Here is a 14,594-nt window from a genome sequence, read left to right on the forward strand (position 1 = left end):
GCTCAGCCCATCAGGGACTCGTAGATCTCCTTGCACGTCGGGCACACGGGGAACTTCTCGGGATCCCTCCCCGGCGTCCACTTCTTGCCGCACAGCGCACGGACCGGCTTGCCCGTGAGCGCCGACTCGAGGATCTTCTCCTTCTTGACGTAATGGGAGAAGCGCTCGTGGTCGCCCGGCTCGACGTTCTCCTCGCGGATGAGCTCTTCGAGCTCGCGATCGAGGGTGGCGAGGCCTCCCTGGTCGGGACTGTCCAGTGGCGTGCTCATGGACAGCGAGTCTACTGGCGCACGGTCGCCGGCGGACGGTTCACGCCGATTCGACGAACTCCATCAGTCGCCCGCCGCGGCGCTCGAAGAACCAGCCGCCCAGGAGCACCCCGGCCGTCAGGACCGAGGCGCCGATCGCCAGCCCGCCCCAGAACGCCGACCATGCGGCCTCGTCGTCACCGCCGAGCGTGAGCCAGCCCCACCACAGGGCGGGGGCGCTCACGACGAGCGTGCCGACGAGCACGGCGCCCTGGGCCAGCGCTCCCCCGGTGCGCTGCGGCTGCTGGAAAGGCCCGTCGCCCGGGCGCGAGGCCGGGTAGGGGGCGAGCACCGACGAGAGCGAGGAGAGGCCGAGGCCCGAGAGGAACAGGCTGGCGCAGACGCCCACCATCGCGGGAAGCAGTGCCCACCGGCCGTGCATGCCGACGGTCACGGGGACGGCGATCGCCAGCAGCGGCACCGCGATCAGGGTCACCGGCACGAGCCGGCCCAGACGGTCCGCCGCACCGCGGACCGCTGAGGCGACATGCATCCACAGCGCCGTCGAGTCGTAGGCGAGGTCGTTGTGCGCGAGCCAGCCGAAGAAGAGCGCGATGAAGGGTGCCGGCAGCAGCGCGGCGAGCGACAGGGGCACCCCGACCACGACCAGCGGCACCATCGTGAGGATCGCGGAGATCGGGACGACGAGGAAGTTCATGATGTAGCGCGGGTCGCGGAGCCAGTAGATGAGGCTCCGGGCAGCGATCGCGCCGGACGGGGTGCCGGGGGTCACCGCGAACCATCCGAGCCCGCGCTGGGCGCGGGAGCTCAGCGGTCGCTCGGTCGTGGTGAGGAGCCAGTGGACCAGAGCCCACCACGTCGCAGCGAGCAGCAGGACGGTCCCGACGGCGACCAGCGCGGGCAGGAGCGCCGCATCGTCGAGAGCCCGCCACGGGAGCGCCCACGCGGCCCCGACGGGGGTGACCGCGAGGATGTCGACCGCTTCGGTGAGCTGGGTGGGGACGCGGCCCCGCCACTGCAGCGACGCCAGGAAGACGACGACCGGCACGACGACCACGAGCAGCCCCACCAGGAGCAGTCCGGTGAGCTCCCGGGAACGGCGGTGGCGGAGCACGCGTGCCGCGAGCGCGGCGGCCACCTTGCCCCCCAGCACGCAGGTCAGGATGCCGAGGACGACCGAGATCACGCCGACTGCCGGGGCGGCCCCGTGCGCGCCCCACAGCGCGACGAGTGCGACGCCGAGGGCCATCAGGGAGAGGACGGGCACGCTCGCCACGCTCGCCAGGAGCACCGAGCCGGCCAGAGCCGTCGGAGAGACGCCGAAGACCGCGAACCGCCGGGGATCGAGCGGATCCTCCGGCCCGCCGAGGAGCGGGGTGACGAAAAACCCGACCGTGACGCCCGCGCCGCCGACGATCGTCACCGTCTGCGCCACCTCGTCCGGCGCGTCCCGCAGCCGGAGAAGACCCCAGACGACGGCGCCCAGTCCCACCACGAGCGCGGCGAGGACGGCGACCGACCGCGTCACCTGACGGGCATCGCCGCGGAGCGCACCGACGAGGAGAGCGAGCCTCAGCCGGAGAACGTGTGCAGCCACTCGAGGCCCTCCACGTCGCTCAGTCCGCCCGCCAGCTCGATGAACCTCTGCTCGAGCGTCAGCTCGCCGCGGACCTCCTCGACAGTGCCCTCGGCGAGCACCTGTCCGGCCACGACGACGGCCACGCCCGAGCACACGCGCTCGACCAGATCCATGCCGTGGGAGGAGAGGACGACCGTTCCCCCGTGGGCGACGTACGCCTTCAGGATGTCGAGGATGATCGCGCTGGAGACGGGGTCGACGGCTTCGAACGGCTCGTCGAGCACCAGCACTCGCGGCGAGTGGATCATCGCGCCCGCGAGCATGACCTTCTTGGTCATTCCCGCGGAGTAGTCGGCGACGGTGCGCCCCAGATCGCCGGCGAGATCGAACGCACGGGCGAGGTCGGCGGCGCGGCTCTCGACGACTGCCGGCGCCAATCCTCGCAGCACCCCGTAGTAGTGCAGGAGCTGCCGACCGGTGAGCCGGTCGAACGTGCGCAGCCGGTCGGGGAGGATGCCCATCATGCGCTTCGCGCGAGTCGGCTCGGCGGCGAGGTCGAGGCCGGCGATCTCGATCGTGCCGCGGTCGGGACGCAGCAGCCCCGCGATCATCGAGAGGGTCGTCGTCTTGCCGGCGCCGTTCGGGCCGACCACGCCGTAGAAGGTCCCCGCCGGGATGGACAGGTCGATCGCATCGACCGCACGGGTCTCGCCGAACGACTTGGCCACACCGCGCAGCCGCACGGCGGGGACGTCGGTCTCCGTGACGTCCTCCGACCCGGAAGCGACGTCGGCCAGGACCGTCTGCCCGGGCGAGGGCTTCTCGCCGCCCGTTCCGACGTCGGCGACATCGAGGGGGTCGGCGACGACCTCCGCGGTCTCGGTGAGCGCCGGATCGACGGGCGACGCGACGTCGACCGGTTCGGAGGCACCAGCCGCCGAGGTCTCCGGCTCGGGCTCCGTCGGCTCGGGCTCCGTAGGCTCAGGCTCGACGGGCTCGGCGAGCTCTTCCTCGGGTTCGGGTTCGGGTTCGGGCTCAGGCTCCGGCTCCGGCTCCGGCTCAGGCTCAGGCTCAGGCTCAGGCTCGACGATCCCCGAGGCTGCTTCCTCGGCCTCGTCGATCTCCGGCGCTGCCGCCTCGGGCTCGACGATCTCGGGCGCTGCCGCTTCGGGTGCGGCCACCTCGGCCTGCGGAACGTCGGCCTCGGGCTCGGCCGGCGCGACCGGACCTGCAGGGGTCCTCGGCGACTTCCGTGCGGGCGTCCTCTTCTTCTTCGGCGTCGGTCGGGCCACGGGCGCCGCAACCTCGTCAACCGTCGCGGAGGCGTCCGGCTCCGGCGCGGGCGGCACCCCGGCCGGTCGCTCGATCGACGCCTCGTCGCGGTACTGCGCGGCCACGGCGGCAGCCGACACCTGCGGCTTCGGCGGCGTGGCCGGCGGCTGCTCCGTCGCGGAGTCGTCGACGGCGGCCCTCTTGGGCCGAGGGGCGGCCTTCGTCCCCGATGCCGAGGACGTCGCCCGCGCCGACGATGATCGCGCCGGAGTGGGGCGCGGCGGGCGGGGCGGGCGGGGCGATGCAGCGGGTGCGGGAACCGTGCTCTCCGCCGCCTCGGCCGCAGAGATCCCCGGAAGCGGAGGGGCGGCCGAAGAGGAGTCCGTGATGTCCAAAGGATCTTCCTGCGACGGCGAGAGGGAGGCTGTCACCCGACCAACCTAGCAAGACCTCGCCGGGAGTCCGCCGGGTGCGTCACGGTGCGCCACGGAGCGCCGCAGGTCACGAAAGGGCAACGAGCCGCGGGCATTCTGCGGGTTCCCAGGCGTCTTCGGTAGCATCGGATGCGGCACGAAGGCGTGTCTCTTTGTCTAACAGACAGTGAACACCTTCAGGAGCATCATCGTGACTCTTCAGATCGTCATCCTCGCAGCGGGCATGGGCTCGCGGCTCGGGCGCAGCCTGCCCAAGCCGCTCACCGAGCTCGCCGACGGTCGCACGATCATGCAGCAGCAGCACGACAACATCCGCGCCGCCTTCGGGCGCGATGCGCGCATCATGACCGTCGTCGGCTACCGCGCCGAGACGATCGTCGAGGCGTTCCCCGAGGTCGACTACGTCTACAACGACCGCTACGACCAGACCAACACGTCCAAGAGCCTGCTGCGCGCCCTCAAGGCGACGGGCAAGGGCGGCGTGCTGTGGATGAACGGCGACGTCGTCTTCGACCCGCGGGTGCTCGGACGCGCCATCGCGCACATCGAGCGCGGCCAGTCCTTCGTCACCGTGAACACGGCGAAGGTGAGCGACGAAGAGGTCAAGTACACCGTCACGCCCGAGGGATACATCGACGAGCTCTCCAAGGTGGTCGTCGGCGGGATCGGCGAGGCGGTCGGCATCAACTTCATCTCCGCGGAGGACAAGCGCACGCTCATCGCGCACCTCGGCCACGTCGACGACCAGGACTACTTCGAGCGCGGTCTCGAGAAGGCCATCGCCGAGAACGGCCTGCGCATCGAGCCGCTCGACATCTCCGACCTCTACGCGGTGGAGGTCGACTTCGCCGAAGACCTCGAGCGCGCCAATCAGTTCGTCTGACCTCGCGCCCCGGGCTCGGCGGCGCGCCCGCGGCCATCAGCACTCGCCCAGCGAGTGCTCCTACGATCGTGGCTGATATGGCCGAGGTCCCCCGCATCCACTCCCTGCCTCCCGACGCGCCGTGGGCCGGCGGCATCCCACCCGAGGGATCGCCGGAGCATCCGCGCGTGATCCGCATGCTCGACCGGGTCCTCGCCGTCCAGCGACCGGTCGTGGTGGCCCACCTGCGCAGCATCCGGCTGCGCCACCCCGGCGCCGACACCGCGCAGGTCGTGCGGATGCTCGAGCGGCGCTACCTCGCCGCCGTCACCACCGGAGGCGCCGCCGTCGGGGCGACCGCCGTGGTCCCCGGCATCGGCACCGGGATGACCCTCGCCCTGAGCGGCGTCGAGACGGTCGGCTTCCTCGACGCGACGGCGCTGTTCGCCCAGTCCCTGGCAGAACTCCACGGCATCCGCGTCGAGAACCCCGACCGCGCGCGCGCCCTCGTCCTCACCCTGATGCTCGGATCCGAAGGCGTCGACCTCGTGTCGCAGTGGGCTCGGCAGGCGTCCGGCAAGGGCGCCCCGCGGGAGAAGTACTGGGGTGAGCTCATCACGAAGTCTCTCCCCCGCGCCGCCGTCGGCCCGCTCGTCGACCGTCTCAAGACGGCGTTCGTCCATCAGTTCGCGGCCAAGGGCGGTGCCTCGATCCTCGGCAAGGCGCTGCCGTTCGGCATCGGCGCAGCCGTCGGCGGCACCGGCAACCACCTGCTCGGCCGCCGCGTGCTCGCCAACTCCCGGCGCGCTTTCGGAGCGCCGCCGCTCACCTACCCGGTCGAGCTCGAGCCCAAGCCCGGGGCCGTCCGCGTGGAGCACTCGCTGGTGCGCGCCGCCCGGCGCGCCGGCGGCGCGGTCGCGGGCGCCGGCAGGAGCGTCACCGACGCGGTGGGCCGTGCCGCCTCCGCTCCGCGCGCTGCGCTGACCCGACGCACGGACGCGGCCCCGACGGCCGACCCGGACGACCTCGGCGACGACTGACCCCCCTGACAGCGGCGCCGCCCGGGCGGTAGCCTCCGGGCGGGACCATTCGACGGTCCCGGACCTGGGCGAGACCACTGTGCGGGCAGGAGGGGATCGTGACGTCGTCGGAGCGGGACGGGCGGCCGGCGCTGCCGCGCGAGTTCGGGGTGTCGGGCACGGTGCCCGCGGTGGACGGGACGGAGCCGGCACCTCCCGGGCCGCCTCCGGCGTTCCCGCTGCCGGGGATGCCGTCGACGGTGTCCCTGGTGACGGACTCGGTGATCACCCGCCCGCTGGCGGAGCGCATGGCGGGCTCCGGCGACGGCGAGCGCATCGGCATCGTCCTGGAGGTGCGCAGCGACGGCGGGCTCGCGACCGACGAGGCGATGTCGCAGCTGCGGGTGCTGATCACCCTCACGGCTCCCGACGCCCCCGTGTGGGAGACCCGGTCGTACGTCCTGGCGGCCCTCACCCGCGAGGAGATCCTCGAGCTCGTCGAGCGCGACGCCGCGGCGGTCGACGGGGGTCGCGCGCCCTCACGGCACTCCCAGCGCAACGCGCCGCGCCGGTTCATCTCCCGCATCTGGCCGAACTTCGAGGTCCGCGCGACGATCCACCGCTCCGCTCTCACGGTGAAGGCCGATGCGGCGGTGCGATCCTTCGAGGCGACGGGCGCCGGGATCGTCTGGGCCGTGCTCGACACCGGCGTCGACGCGCGCCATCCGCACTTCCAGACCTACGACACCCTGGACCTGCCCGGCCGGCTCGCCCACCGGAGCTTCGTGGCGGGCAGTGACCGCCCTCTGGCCGACGAGAACGGTCACGGCACGCACGTCGCGGGCATCATCGCCGGCGGGAGGACGGCGACCGCGCGCAAGCCGATCGTCGCGGCCACCTGGTACCGCACGCCCGACGGCGGCGCCGGCGTCGAGCGCGTCGAGCTGGAGCGCATCAGCGGGATGGCGCCGCAGACGAAGATCCTGTCGCTGCAGGTGCTGCGGGAAGACCGCACCGGGGACGTGGCGGCGCTGCTCGAAGCGCTCGAATACGTCCAAGAGCTCAATCGCGGCGGTCGTGAGCTCAACGTCCACGGGGTGAACCTGTCGCTGGGCTATCCGTTCGACCCGTCCTGGTTCGGCACCGGGCTCTCCCCCGTGTGCCGCGAGGTCGACCGCCTCGTCGCGATGGGCGTGTGCGTCGTCGCGTCGGCAGGCAACACGGGCTACGGCGCAGCGCGCGACACGGCCGGGCGCGAGATGCGGCTCGGCTTCGGCATGACGATCAACGACCCGGGGAACGCCGCACGGGCCATCACCGTCGGATCGACCTCCCTCAAGCCGTATCAGACCGGCGTCTCGTACTTCTCGTCCAAGGGACCCACCGGCGACGGGCGGTCCAAGCCCGATCTGGTCGCCCCCGGCGAGCGCGTCGTCAGCGCCGGCGCCGGATCGATGCTCGCCCGGGCGCGGGAGCACGTGAAGGACGCCGGATACGTGGAGGATTCCGGGACGTCGATGTCGGCACCGCATGTATCAGGAGTGGCGGCCGCGTTCCTCTCTGTCCACAAGGAGTTCGTCGGCAGACCCGACGACGTCAAGCGCATCCTCATGGATTCCGCCGGCGACCTCGGCCGCGAGCGGACCTTCCAGGGCGCGGGGATCGTCGATGCCATGCGGGCGATCCAGTCCGTGTGAGGAGCGAGGAGGACGCGATGAAGCTTCCGTACGCCGAGGTGCGGATCGACGGGAAGGGCGCCTGGGTGGAGCCCGACGACGTGGACGGCGCCTCCGATCTGCTCGCCACCCACGCCGCGACCGATGTGCTGATCCTCTGCCACGGCTGGAACAACACCCCCGGCGACGCCCGTGCACTGTACGAGCGGCTCGTGACGTCGATCGTCGCGGTGCGGGACGCCGTGCCCGGGAGTCGCCGCCGGCAGTTCGCCGTGGTCGGTGCGATCTGGCCGTCCATCCAGTGGGCACCGCCGGAGAACTCCGGCGCGGGCGCGGGGGCGGACGGCCCCGCGGAGGCCCTCCGATCCGAGATCGAGACCATGGTGACAGGTGCCGCCGCGCGTCGGAGGCTGCTGGCGCTCGTGGACCGGCTGGAGCACGACCCGGACGCGGCGGTGCAGTTCGTCGAGGTGCTGCGGACCACCCTGCCCCGCTCGACGAAGGGCGAGGACGCCGCGGCGTTCCGGATCTTCCGCAGCGCGCCGGCCCTGGAGGTGATCGAGGCCGTGCGCGGCGGCGCCGACGAGACCGCACCCGCCGCCGTCGGCGGAGCGGCCGTGCTGGACCTCGCGGCACCGCCCGAGCCGGTGGGCGGCGGCGCAGGGCTCTTCTCCTCGCTGATCGACGCTGCGCGCAACGCGCTCAACATCGCCACGTATTACACGATGAAGGAGCGCGCCGGAGTCGTGGGGAGGAAGGGGATCGCACGGCTGCTCGAGCGCCTCCACGCGGATCATCCGCAGGCGCGCCTGCATCTCGTGGGTCACTCCTTCGGGGGCCGCGCGGTGACGGCGGCCGCCGACGCCGCGAGGGCTCCGGTGTCGTCGCTCACGCTTCTGCAGGCGGCGTTCAGCCACTTCGGGATGGCGCGGAACTGGGACGGGGCGGGGACCGACGGGCTGTTCGCCGGCGCGCCGGCCAAGGTGGAGGGCCCCATCCTCGTCACGTTCACGCGCAACGACACCGCGGTCGGTCTGGCCTACGCGATCGCCTCGCGCCTCGCCCGTCAGATCGGCGCCGCCATCGGCGACGAGAACGATCCGTACGGCGGAATCGGACGAAACGGCGCGCTGAAGACGCCGGCGTCCCTCCCGCCCGGGAAGCTGCGCGCCGTCGGCGGCGCCTACGACTTCCCGCCGGGACGGGTCGCCTCCCTCAACGCCGACTCCTACATCACCGGGCATTCCGACGTCACCGGCCGACAGGTCGCGTACGCGCTGCTGCGCGCCGTGGACGCCCCCGGCTGAGCGCGGGACGGTGGAGGGCTGCGGCGCTCAGGTGAGACGCTGGCTCCTCCCCAGGTCGCTCTGCGTCGCCGCCATCCACCGCGGACCGGCGCCGAGGGTCGTACGCGCCCTCGGGCGTCGGACGCCGTACCTACGGTGGGGGCCATGCTGCACCTCCGGGAACCCGATCCGACGCCGGCCTACCGCGTCCCGTGGCGGGTCGAACGCCCCAACGAGACCCACCCGCTCATCGTGAACGACGGGGACGCGCCGGTCGACTTCGTGCGGGTCTTCCGCTCAGACGGGACGACCGAGCAGTGGGGCCGGCTGCACCCGGGGGAGACGATCGATCTCTGTCTCTGCGACACCGATCTCGATGCGGTCGTCGTGACCGTGTGCTGGTTCCGATCCGGTACGGGAGTGGAGTACGCGTGGCGATTCGTCATGTGACCCGGCGCTGGCCGCGACGCCTCGAACGGAGGACAATGGCGGCATGGGACTGTTCCAGCAGCGACCGGAAGAGCCGTCCGAGTGGGCAGGGCTTCCCGCCGAGCCGTGGGAGCCGCGGGAGCCCACCGAGATGCTCGCCGAGCGCACGGCGGCCTTCGAGCTGCCGCTGTTCGGCGACGCGCCGCCGCGCGAGACGATCGCCTACACGATCCACACCGCTGAGCCCGCGTCGCAGGCGACGGGCGGCGATCACGTCGACGGGGACGACGCCGACTGAGTCGCGGCGCTCAGCCGATGGACTCGCGCCGCCGCAGCTCCCGGCGGAAATCGGCCTCGGAGTACGGGGTCAGGTCCTCCGGCAGGTCGGCCGCACCGAGTCCGGCGACGAACTCCTCCGGCCGGACGTCGAGCGCCGTGGCGAGCTGGATCAGCACGTAGAGCGTGGGGTTGCCCTGGCCGTTCTCGATCCGCGCGAGGTGCGACACATCGAGGTCGGCACGCTCGGCCAGCGTCTTCCGGCTGATGGTCTGTCGGTCCCGCAGCGCGCGCACGAGCTGGCCCACATGGGCGGATGCTCTCGAGCGGGGTTCAGCCATGCCTACAGCCTGCGGGCGGCGTGCGCGATGTCAGGGGGCTTTCATGAGTGGGCTTTCCTGCCTATGCTGTGCCTCGCGGCGGAGTGAAGCTCCGCGCGGCGCCTCGACGCGGGCATGGCTCCGCACCGCGCGGCGCGCTCGACATGACCCGGGGGCGGCAATACGCTCGCGTCATGGACAGCACGCTGGCGTGCCTCGTCGACTGGATGCCGCGCCAGCGCTGGTACACGTCGAAGGGCCACTCCCCTCGCCTGCGCCTCCTCGGGGCGCTCGACCTCACCTCGCCCGACCCTTCGGCGCGCGTGCGGGTCCTCGTCGTCGCGGACGACGCCGTGGTCCCGGTGGTGGTCTACCAGGTCCCGGTGGTCCTGCGCGCGGGCGCGCCCACCGGCGCGGCGCTGATCGGCCGCACCCCCGACGGGCTCGCGCTCGTCGACGGACCGCACGACCCCGCCTTCACGACCGCGCTGCTGGCGGAGGTGTCGGACCACGCCGCGGCGGCGTCGGGGATGACCGCGCGCGTGCTCTCGGGAGAGCAGTCCAACACCTCGATCATCTTCGAAGGCGCGGGGGCGCCCGTCATCTGCAAGGTGTTCCGGCAGCTGAATCCCGGGGTCAATCCCGACATCGAGCTCCAGACGGCGCTGACCGACGGGGGCTCTCAGCACGTGCCGCGTGCGATCGGCCAGCTGGCCGCCTCGTGGACGGACCCGGCCGAGCCCGGACGGGAGACCACCGGATCGCTCGCCTTCGCGCAGGAGTTCCTGCCCGGGGTCGAAGACGCCTGGCGGGTGGCGCTGCGCGCCGCGGCCGCCGCCGAGTCCTTCACGTCCGCCGCGCACGCGCTGGGGGCCGCCACCGCCGACGTCCACCTCTCCCTCGCACGCCTGCTGCCGACGGCGGCCGCCGACGACGACGCCCGTGCGGCGGTGACACTCGCGTGGCAGCGCCGCCTGGACATCGCCATCGCCGAGGTGCCGCCGCTGGCGCGGCATCGCGATGCGGTGTCCGCCGTCTACGAGCGCGCGCTCCGCACGCGGTGGCAGCCCCTGCAGCGCATCCACGGGGATCTCCATCTGGGACAGGTCCTGCACGCACCCGCCCGCGGCTGGGTGCTGGTCGACTTCGAGGGCGAACCCATGCGCCCGATCTCCGAGCGACGGCGGCCCGATTCGGTCCTGCGCGATCTGGCCGGCATGCTCCGCTCCTTCGACTACGTGGCCGGCTCGCTCGGTCGTGACGGAGCGACCGCCCCGCCGGCGTGGGCGCCCGACGCGCGCCGCGCCTTCCTGGGCGGGTACGAGGGCCGGACCGGACACCCCGCCACCGGTCCGCTGCTGGACGCGTTCGAGCTCGACAAGGCCGTCTACGAGGCGATCTACGAGAGCCGCAACCGCCCCGACTGGCTGGCGATCCCGCTCGCCGCGATCGACCGCCTCGTCGGCACGGGCTAGCGCGTCCGGCATACGTCCAGCGGCGTAGTCGATACCCTGGGTCCAATGTCCAGTCCTTCGCCTCGGGTCGACGGCCGAATCCCGAGCCTCGACGGTCTTCGCGGTCTCGCCGCGACGATCGTGCTGCTGCACCACTGGCTCCTCATCGCCCGGCCGCTGCTCGAGGGGTCGCTGAGCTGGGCGATCATCTCCCAGTCGCCCGTGAAGCTGCTCACCGCGGGCAACGAGGCGGTGCTGGTCTTCTTCGTGCTCTCCGGGCTGGTCGTCGTGCTCCCGGTGTTCCGTCCCGGGTTCTCCTGGATGGGCTTCCTCTCGGCCCGCATCGTCCGCCTGTACGGCCCGGTCATCGCCGCCCTCGCTCTGAGCGCCCTGCTGATCGTCCTCGTCCCGCGAGACCGCTCGACGATGCCCCCGGGATCGTGGATGGCGGAGACCCACGCCGACACCGTGACCTGGCAGGCCTTCCTGTCGCAGGCCTCCCTGGTCCCCCGCCAGTACTCGCTCAACAACCCGCTGTGGTCGCTGCACTGGGAGCTCCTGTACTCGATCCTTCTCCCGTTCGCCACGGCCCTCGCGCTGCTGGTCCGCCGCTGGGCGCTCACGGCGGTCATCGTCTGCTGCGTTCTCAGCCTGATCGGTCGCGTGTTCGAGCAGAGCGAACTGCTCTACTTCCCGATCTTCCTCATGGGCACGATCATGGCCGCGCGGATGCCGGATCTCCTCGCCTGGGTCGAGCGGCCCCGCGCCCGATGGTTCATGCCCGCGTTCGCGACCGCGAGCGTGCTCATGCTCATCGCCAGCTGGCTCGCGCGCCCGATCGCGCCGAGCGGGAGCGAGCTGAGCCACGTGCTCTGGGCCCTCGCCGCGCCGGGGGCCGCCGGCATCGTCGTCGTGAGCCTCGCCTGGGCGCCCGCCATCCGCTTCTTCTCGACGCGCGTGCTGCAGTGGCTCGGCAAGATCTCGTTCAGCCTGTACCTCGTGCACGTGCCCGTGCTCGCCACCCTCGCGTTCGCGCTGGGCTCGGACCAGTGGCCGCTCGTCGGACTCATCGGCATCCCGCTGAGCTTCCTCGTCGCCTGGGTGTTCTATCAGGCGGTCGAAGCTAGAATCCATCAGGCTGCACGCCGCGTGCACCGAGCCGTCGCAGCCCGCGCGCATCGGCGTGCCGGCGAGATCGCGCCCTGAACGCCTCCGAACGAGAGCCCCACACCGTCATGCCCATCCGTCTGCCCTCCGCCGCGCGCTCCCTCCCTTCGCGCGCGCGCCGGATCGTCGCCGCCGAGCAGATCGCGGCGGCGCGGATGCTTCCGCTGCGACCGCGGACCGTCGTCTACGAGTCGTTCGCCGGCAACGGCGCCCTGTGCAATCCCGAGGCCATCTTCCGCGCACTCCTGGCCGACCCGGAGTTCGCCGATCTGGAGCACGTGTGGGCGATCAGCGAGCCGGGTGCGGCGGCGGCGCTGAAGCGCGAGTTCCGCGGCGTCAGGAATGTGCGCGTGGTCCGTCGCGGCGGCGCCGCGTACTGGCGCGCCGTGTCGACGGCGGGATACCTCGTCAACAACGCGACCTTCCCGCCCGCGTTCGGCAAGCGCACCGGTCAGGTCTACCTCAACACGTGGCACGGCACCCCCCTCAAGCTGATGGGCTTCGACATGCCCGGCGGTGCGATGGAGTCCGCCAACACGCTGCGGAACCTGCTCGCCGCCGACTACCTGCTGGCCGCCAATCCCTTCATGACCGAGGTCATGTACGAGGGCGCCTATCAGCTGCGCAACGTCTACCGCGGCGAGATCATCGAAGAGGGCTACCCGCGCATCGACCGCCAGCGGCTGAGCGACGCGGACGCGGCGCGGCTGCGGGCCGAACTCGCCGGATCCGTCGAGGCCGCACTCGACGGCCGGCGCCTGGTGCTGTTCGCGCCCACCTGGCGCGGCTCGTCCTTCCAGTCCCCCGATGCCGACCTCGCCCACCTCGCCTCCCAGGCTCAGCGCCTGCAGGAGGAGATCGGCCCCGACGCGGTCGTGCTCGTCAAGACCCACCAGGTCGTCCACGGCCTCGCGCGCCGCATCCCGGCGCTGGCGCGCCTGCTCGTGCCGAACACGATCCCCACCAACGCGCTCCTGGGCCTGGCCGACGCGCTCGTCACCGACTACTCGTCGATCTTCTTCGACTACCTCGCGACGGGGCGCCCCATCGGCTTCCTCGTTCCCGACGGCGACGCCTACGCCGCCGAGCGCGGCACCTACGTGCCCCTGGACGAGCTTCCCGGCCCGGTGCGCACCGACCCGGCGGCGCTCGGACGCGACCTCGCCGCTCTGCTCGCTCCCGGCGCCGAGCAGCACCCGCAGTACGCGACGTGGGCGGAACGGTTCACCCCCTACGAGGACGGTCACGCCACCGAGCGCGTCGTGGACGTCGTGTTCCGCGGCCGGACCGAGGGGCGTCGCGTGCGCCGGCCCGCGCGCGACGGCCGGGTCCGCCTGCTGTTCTACCTCGGCGGCATCCGCATGAACGGCATCACGACCTCGGCGGTCAACCTGCTGAACTCCCTGGATCCCGAGCGGTACGACGTCACCGCGCTCATGGCCCTCCCCCGCGGCGAGACCACCCGTCGCAATCAGCAGCGCCTGAACCCCGGCATCCGGCAGGTCTTCCGCATCGGCGGGATGAACGGCCTCAAGATCCGGCAGGTGCTGCGTCGCGTCGCCGACGTCAGCACCGATCCCCTGCGCGCGCACCGCCGCCTGGGTCACCGGACCCTCTGGCACGACGAGTGGACGCGCATCTTCGGATCGGCCAAGTTCGACTGGGTCGCCGACTTCAGCGGGTACAGCCCGTTCTGGGCCCACCTCATGCTGCATTCGCCCCGCGCGGTGCGGGCGATCTGGCTGCACAACGAGATGGCCGCCGACCGGGAGCGCACCGTCGCGGGACGCCAGCCCTTCCGCCACTCGCTCGGCCGGGTGTTCGCGATGTACCGGGCGTACGACCAGCTCGTCTCGGTGTCGCCCGCGCTCACCGAGCTCAACCGGGTGGAACTGGCGGCCTATGCCCCCGCCGACCGCTTCCGCACCCTGCGCAACCTGCCCGACGCGGTGAACGCGTCCGCGGCCGCCGCGCCGCCGGCGGACGCAGACATCGACGTCGATCCGGACGAGCCGTGGCGCGTGGCCCTGCGCGCGCCGGGTGCTCGCCGTTTCGTCACGGTCGGCCGTCTCTCCACCGAGAAGAACCACGCCCGCCTCGTCCGCGCCTTCGCACAGGTGCACGCCGACGCACCCGACACGCAGCTGTTCATCGTCGGCGGCGGTCCCCTGGCCGCCGCGCTGCGCGAACAGGTGGCCGCCGCGGGGCTCGAGGAGAGCGTCTTCCTGACGGGCCCGCAGGCGGACCCGATCTCGATCATGCGCGCGAGCGACTGCTTCGTCCTCTCCAGCGACTACGAGGGGCAGCCGATGGTGCTCATCGAAGCCGCGCAGCTCGGCCTGCCCATCGTCTCCACGGCGTTCGGCTCCGCCGAGGGCGCCCTGCCCGGCGATGCCATGCTCATCGTCGAGCGCGACGACGCCGCGCTGGCGGAGGGCATGCGCGCGTTCCTCGGGGGCGGCGTGCCCCCGACGACACTGGACGTCGCCGAGTACACCGCCGAGGTGCTCGCCCAGTTCGACGTGCTGGTCCCCGATCCGGAATGATCGAC

The 14,594-nt window shown here is 72.3% G+C and carries 13 protein-coding genes; 9 read left to right on the plus strand and 4 right to left on the minus strand.

All coding sequences use genetic code 11. The features are described from left to right. Positions 1 to 2: 2 nt before the first annotated feature. The 3 genes from ACPWUT_RS08305 to ACPWUT_RS08315 are packed head-to-tail and all read right to left on the minus strand — an operon-like array spanning position 3 to position 3,245. A complete protein-coding gene (locus ACPWUT_RS08305) occupies positions 3 to 269 on the minus strand; it encodes a DUF3039 domain-containing protein (protein WP_284527509.1) in 267 nt (88 codons plus the stop codon). A gap of 40 nt (positions 270 to 309) precedes the next feature. Next, the gene (locus tag ACPWUT_RS08310; protein ID WP_425836458.1) at positions 310 to 1,866 is read right to left on the minus strand and encodes a hypothetical protein; all 1,557 of its coding nucleotides are present in this window, start codon (positions 1,864 to 1,866) and stop codon (positions 310 to 312) included. Next, on the minus strand, positions 1,842 to 3,245 hold the full coding sequence (locus ACPWUT_RS08315) for an ABC transporter ATP-binding protein (RefSeq protein WP_425836461.1): 1,404 nt from the start codon (positions 3,243 to 3,245) through the stop codon (positions 1,842 to 1,844). The genes ACPWUT_RS08310 and ACPWUT_RS08315 overlap by 25 nt, the downstream gene beginning before the upstream one ends. A 499-nt stretch (positions 3,246 to 3,744) precedes the next feature. Here ACPWUT_RS08315 and ACPWUT_RS08320 point away from each other — a divergent pair, with 499 nt between their 5' ends. The 6 genes from ACPWUT_RS08320 to ACPWUT_RS08345 all read left to right on the plus strand — a co-directional run bounded on the left by ACPWUT_RS08320 (position 3,745) and on the right by ACPWUT_RS08345 (position 9,124). Further along, positions 3,745 to 4,437 carry an NTP transferase domain-containing protein gene (locus ACPWUT_RS08320; protein ID WP_425836464.1) on the plus strand — a complete coding sequence of 231 codons (693 nt, stop codon included), beginning with the start codon at positions 3,745 to 3,747 and terminating at the stop codon, positions 4,435 to 4,437. A gap of 77 nt (positions 4,438 to 4,514) precedes the next feature. Next, positions 4,515 to 5,456: a hypothetical protein gene (locus tag ACPWUT_RS08325; protein WP_284527513.1), complete on the plus strand. Its 942-nt coding sequence runs from the start codon at positions 4,515 to 4,517 to the stop codon at positions 5,454 to 5,456. A gap of 98 nt (positions 5,457 to 5,554) precedes the next feature. Further along, the gene (locus ACPWUT_RS08330; protein WP_284527514.1) at positions 5,555 to 7,132 is read left to right on the plus strand and encodes a S8 family peptidase; all 1,578 of its coding nucleotides are present in this window, start codon (positions 5,555 to 5,557) and stop codon (positions 7,130 to 7,132) included. Between the two features lie 17 nt (positions 7,133 to 7,149). Then, positions 7,150 to 8,418 (plus strand): alpha/beta fold hydrolase, encoded by a 1,269-nt coding sequence (locus ACPWUT_RS08335; protein WP_425836469.1) that lies wholly within the window; start codon positions 7,150 to 7,152, stop codon positions 8,416 to 8,418. Between the two features lie 144 nt (positions 8,419 to 8,562). Beyond that, positions 8,563 to 8,847, plus strand: a complete 285-nt coding sequence (locus ACPWUT_RS08340) for a hypothetical protein (RefSeq protein WP_284527516.1) — start codon at positions 8,563 to 8,565, stop codon at positions 8,845 to 8,847. Positions 8,848 to 8,890: 43 nt separating this feature from the next. Further along, positions 8,891 to 9,124 carry a hypothetical protein gene (locus ACPWUT_RS08345; protein ID WP_425836472.1) on the plus strand — a complete coding sequence of 78 codons (234 nt, stop codon included), beginning with the start codon at positions 8,891 to 8,893 and terminating at the stop codon, positions 9,122 to 9,124. Positions 9,125 to 9,134: 10 nt separating this feature from the next. Here ACPWUT_RS08345 and ACPWUT_RS08350 read toward each other — a convergent pair whose 3' ends face one another. Next, positions 9,135 to 9,443: a helix-turn-helix domain-containing protein gene (locus ACPWUT_RS08350; RefSeq protein ID WP_284527518.1), complete on the minus strand. Its 309-nt coding sequence runs from the start codon at positions 9,441 to 9,443 to the stop codon at positions 9,135 to 9,137. A gap of 173 nt (positions 9,444 to 9,616) precedes the next feature. On the opposite strand from ACPWUT_RS08350, the gene ACPWUT_RS08355 reads away from it, so the two are divergent. Genes ACPWUT_RS08355 through ACPWUT_RS08365 form a run of 3 tightly spaced genes read left to right on the plus strand, consistent with a single transcriptional unit; the run spans position 9,617 to position 14,589 of the window. Then, positions 9,617 to 10,897, plus strand: coding sequence for a maltokinase N-terminal cap-like domain-containing protein (locus ACPWUT_RS08355; protein ID WP_425836476.1), 1,281 nt, complete (start codon positions 9,617 to 9,619; stop codon positions 10,895 to 10,897). Between the two features lie 45 nt (positions 10,898 to 10,942). Then, positions 10,943 to 12,082, plus strand: coding sequence for an acyltransferase family protein (locus tag ACPWUT_RS08360; protein ID WP_284527520.1), 1,140 nt, complete (start codon positions 10,943 to 10,945; stop codon positions 12,080 to 12,082). 29 nt (positions 12,083 to 12,111) lie between these two features. After that, a complete protein-coding gene (locus ACPWUT_RS08365) occupies positions 12,112 to 14,589 on the plus strand; it encodes a CDP-glycerol glycerophosphotransferase family protein (protein WP_425836480.1) in 2,478 nt (825 codons plus the stop codon). The last annotated feature ends 5 nt before the right edge of the window (positions 14,590 to 14,594 follow it).

The sequence above is a fragment of the Microbacterium sp. PA5 genome (assembly GCF_049860775.1).
Taxonomy (GTDB): domain Bacteria; phylum Actinomycetota; class Actinomycetes; order Actinomycetales; family Microbacteriaceae; genus Microbacterium.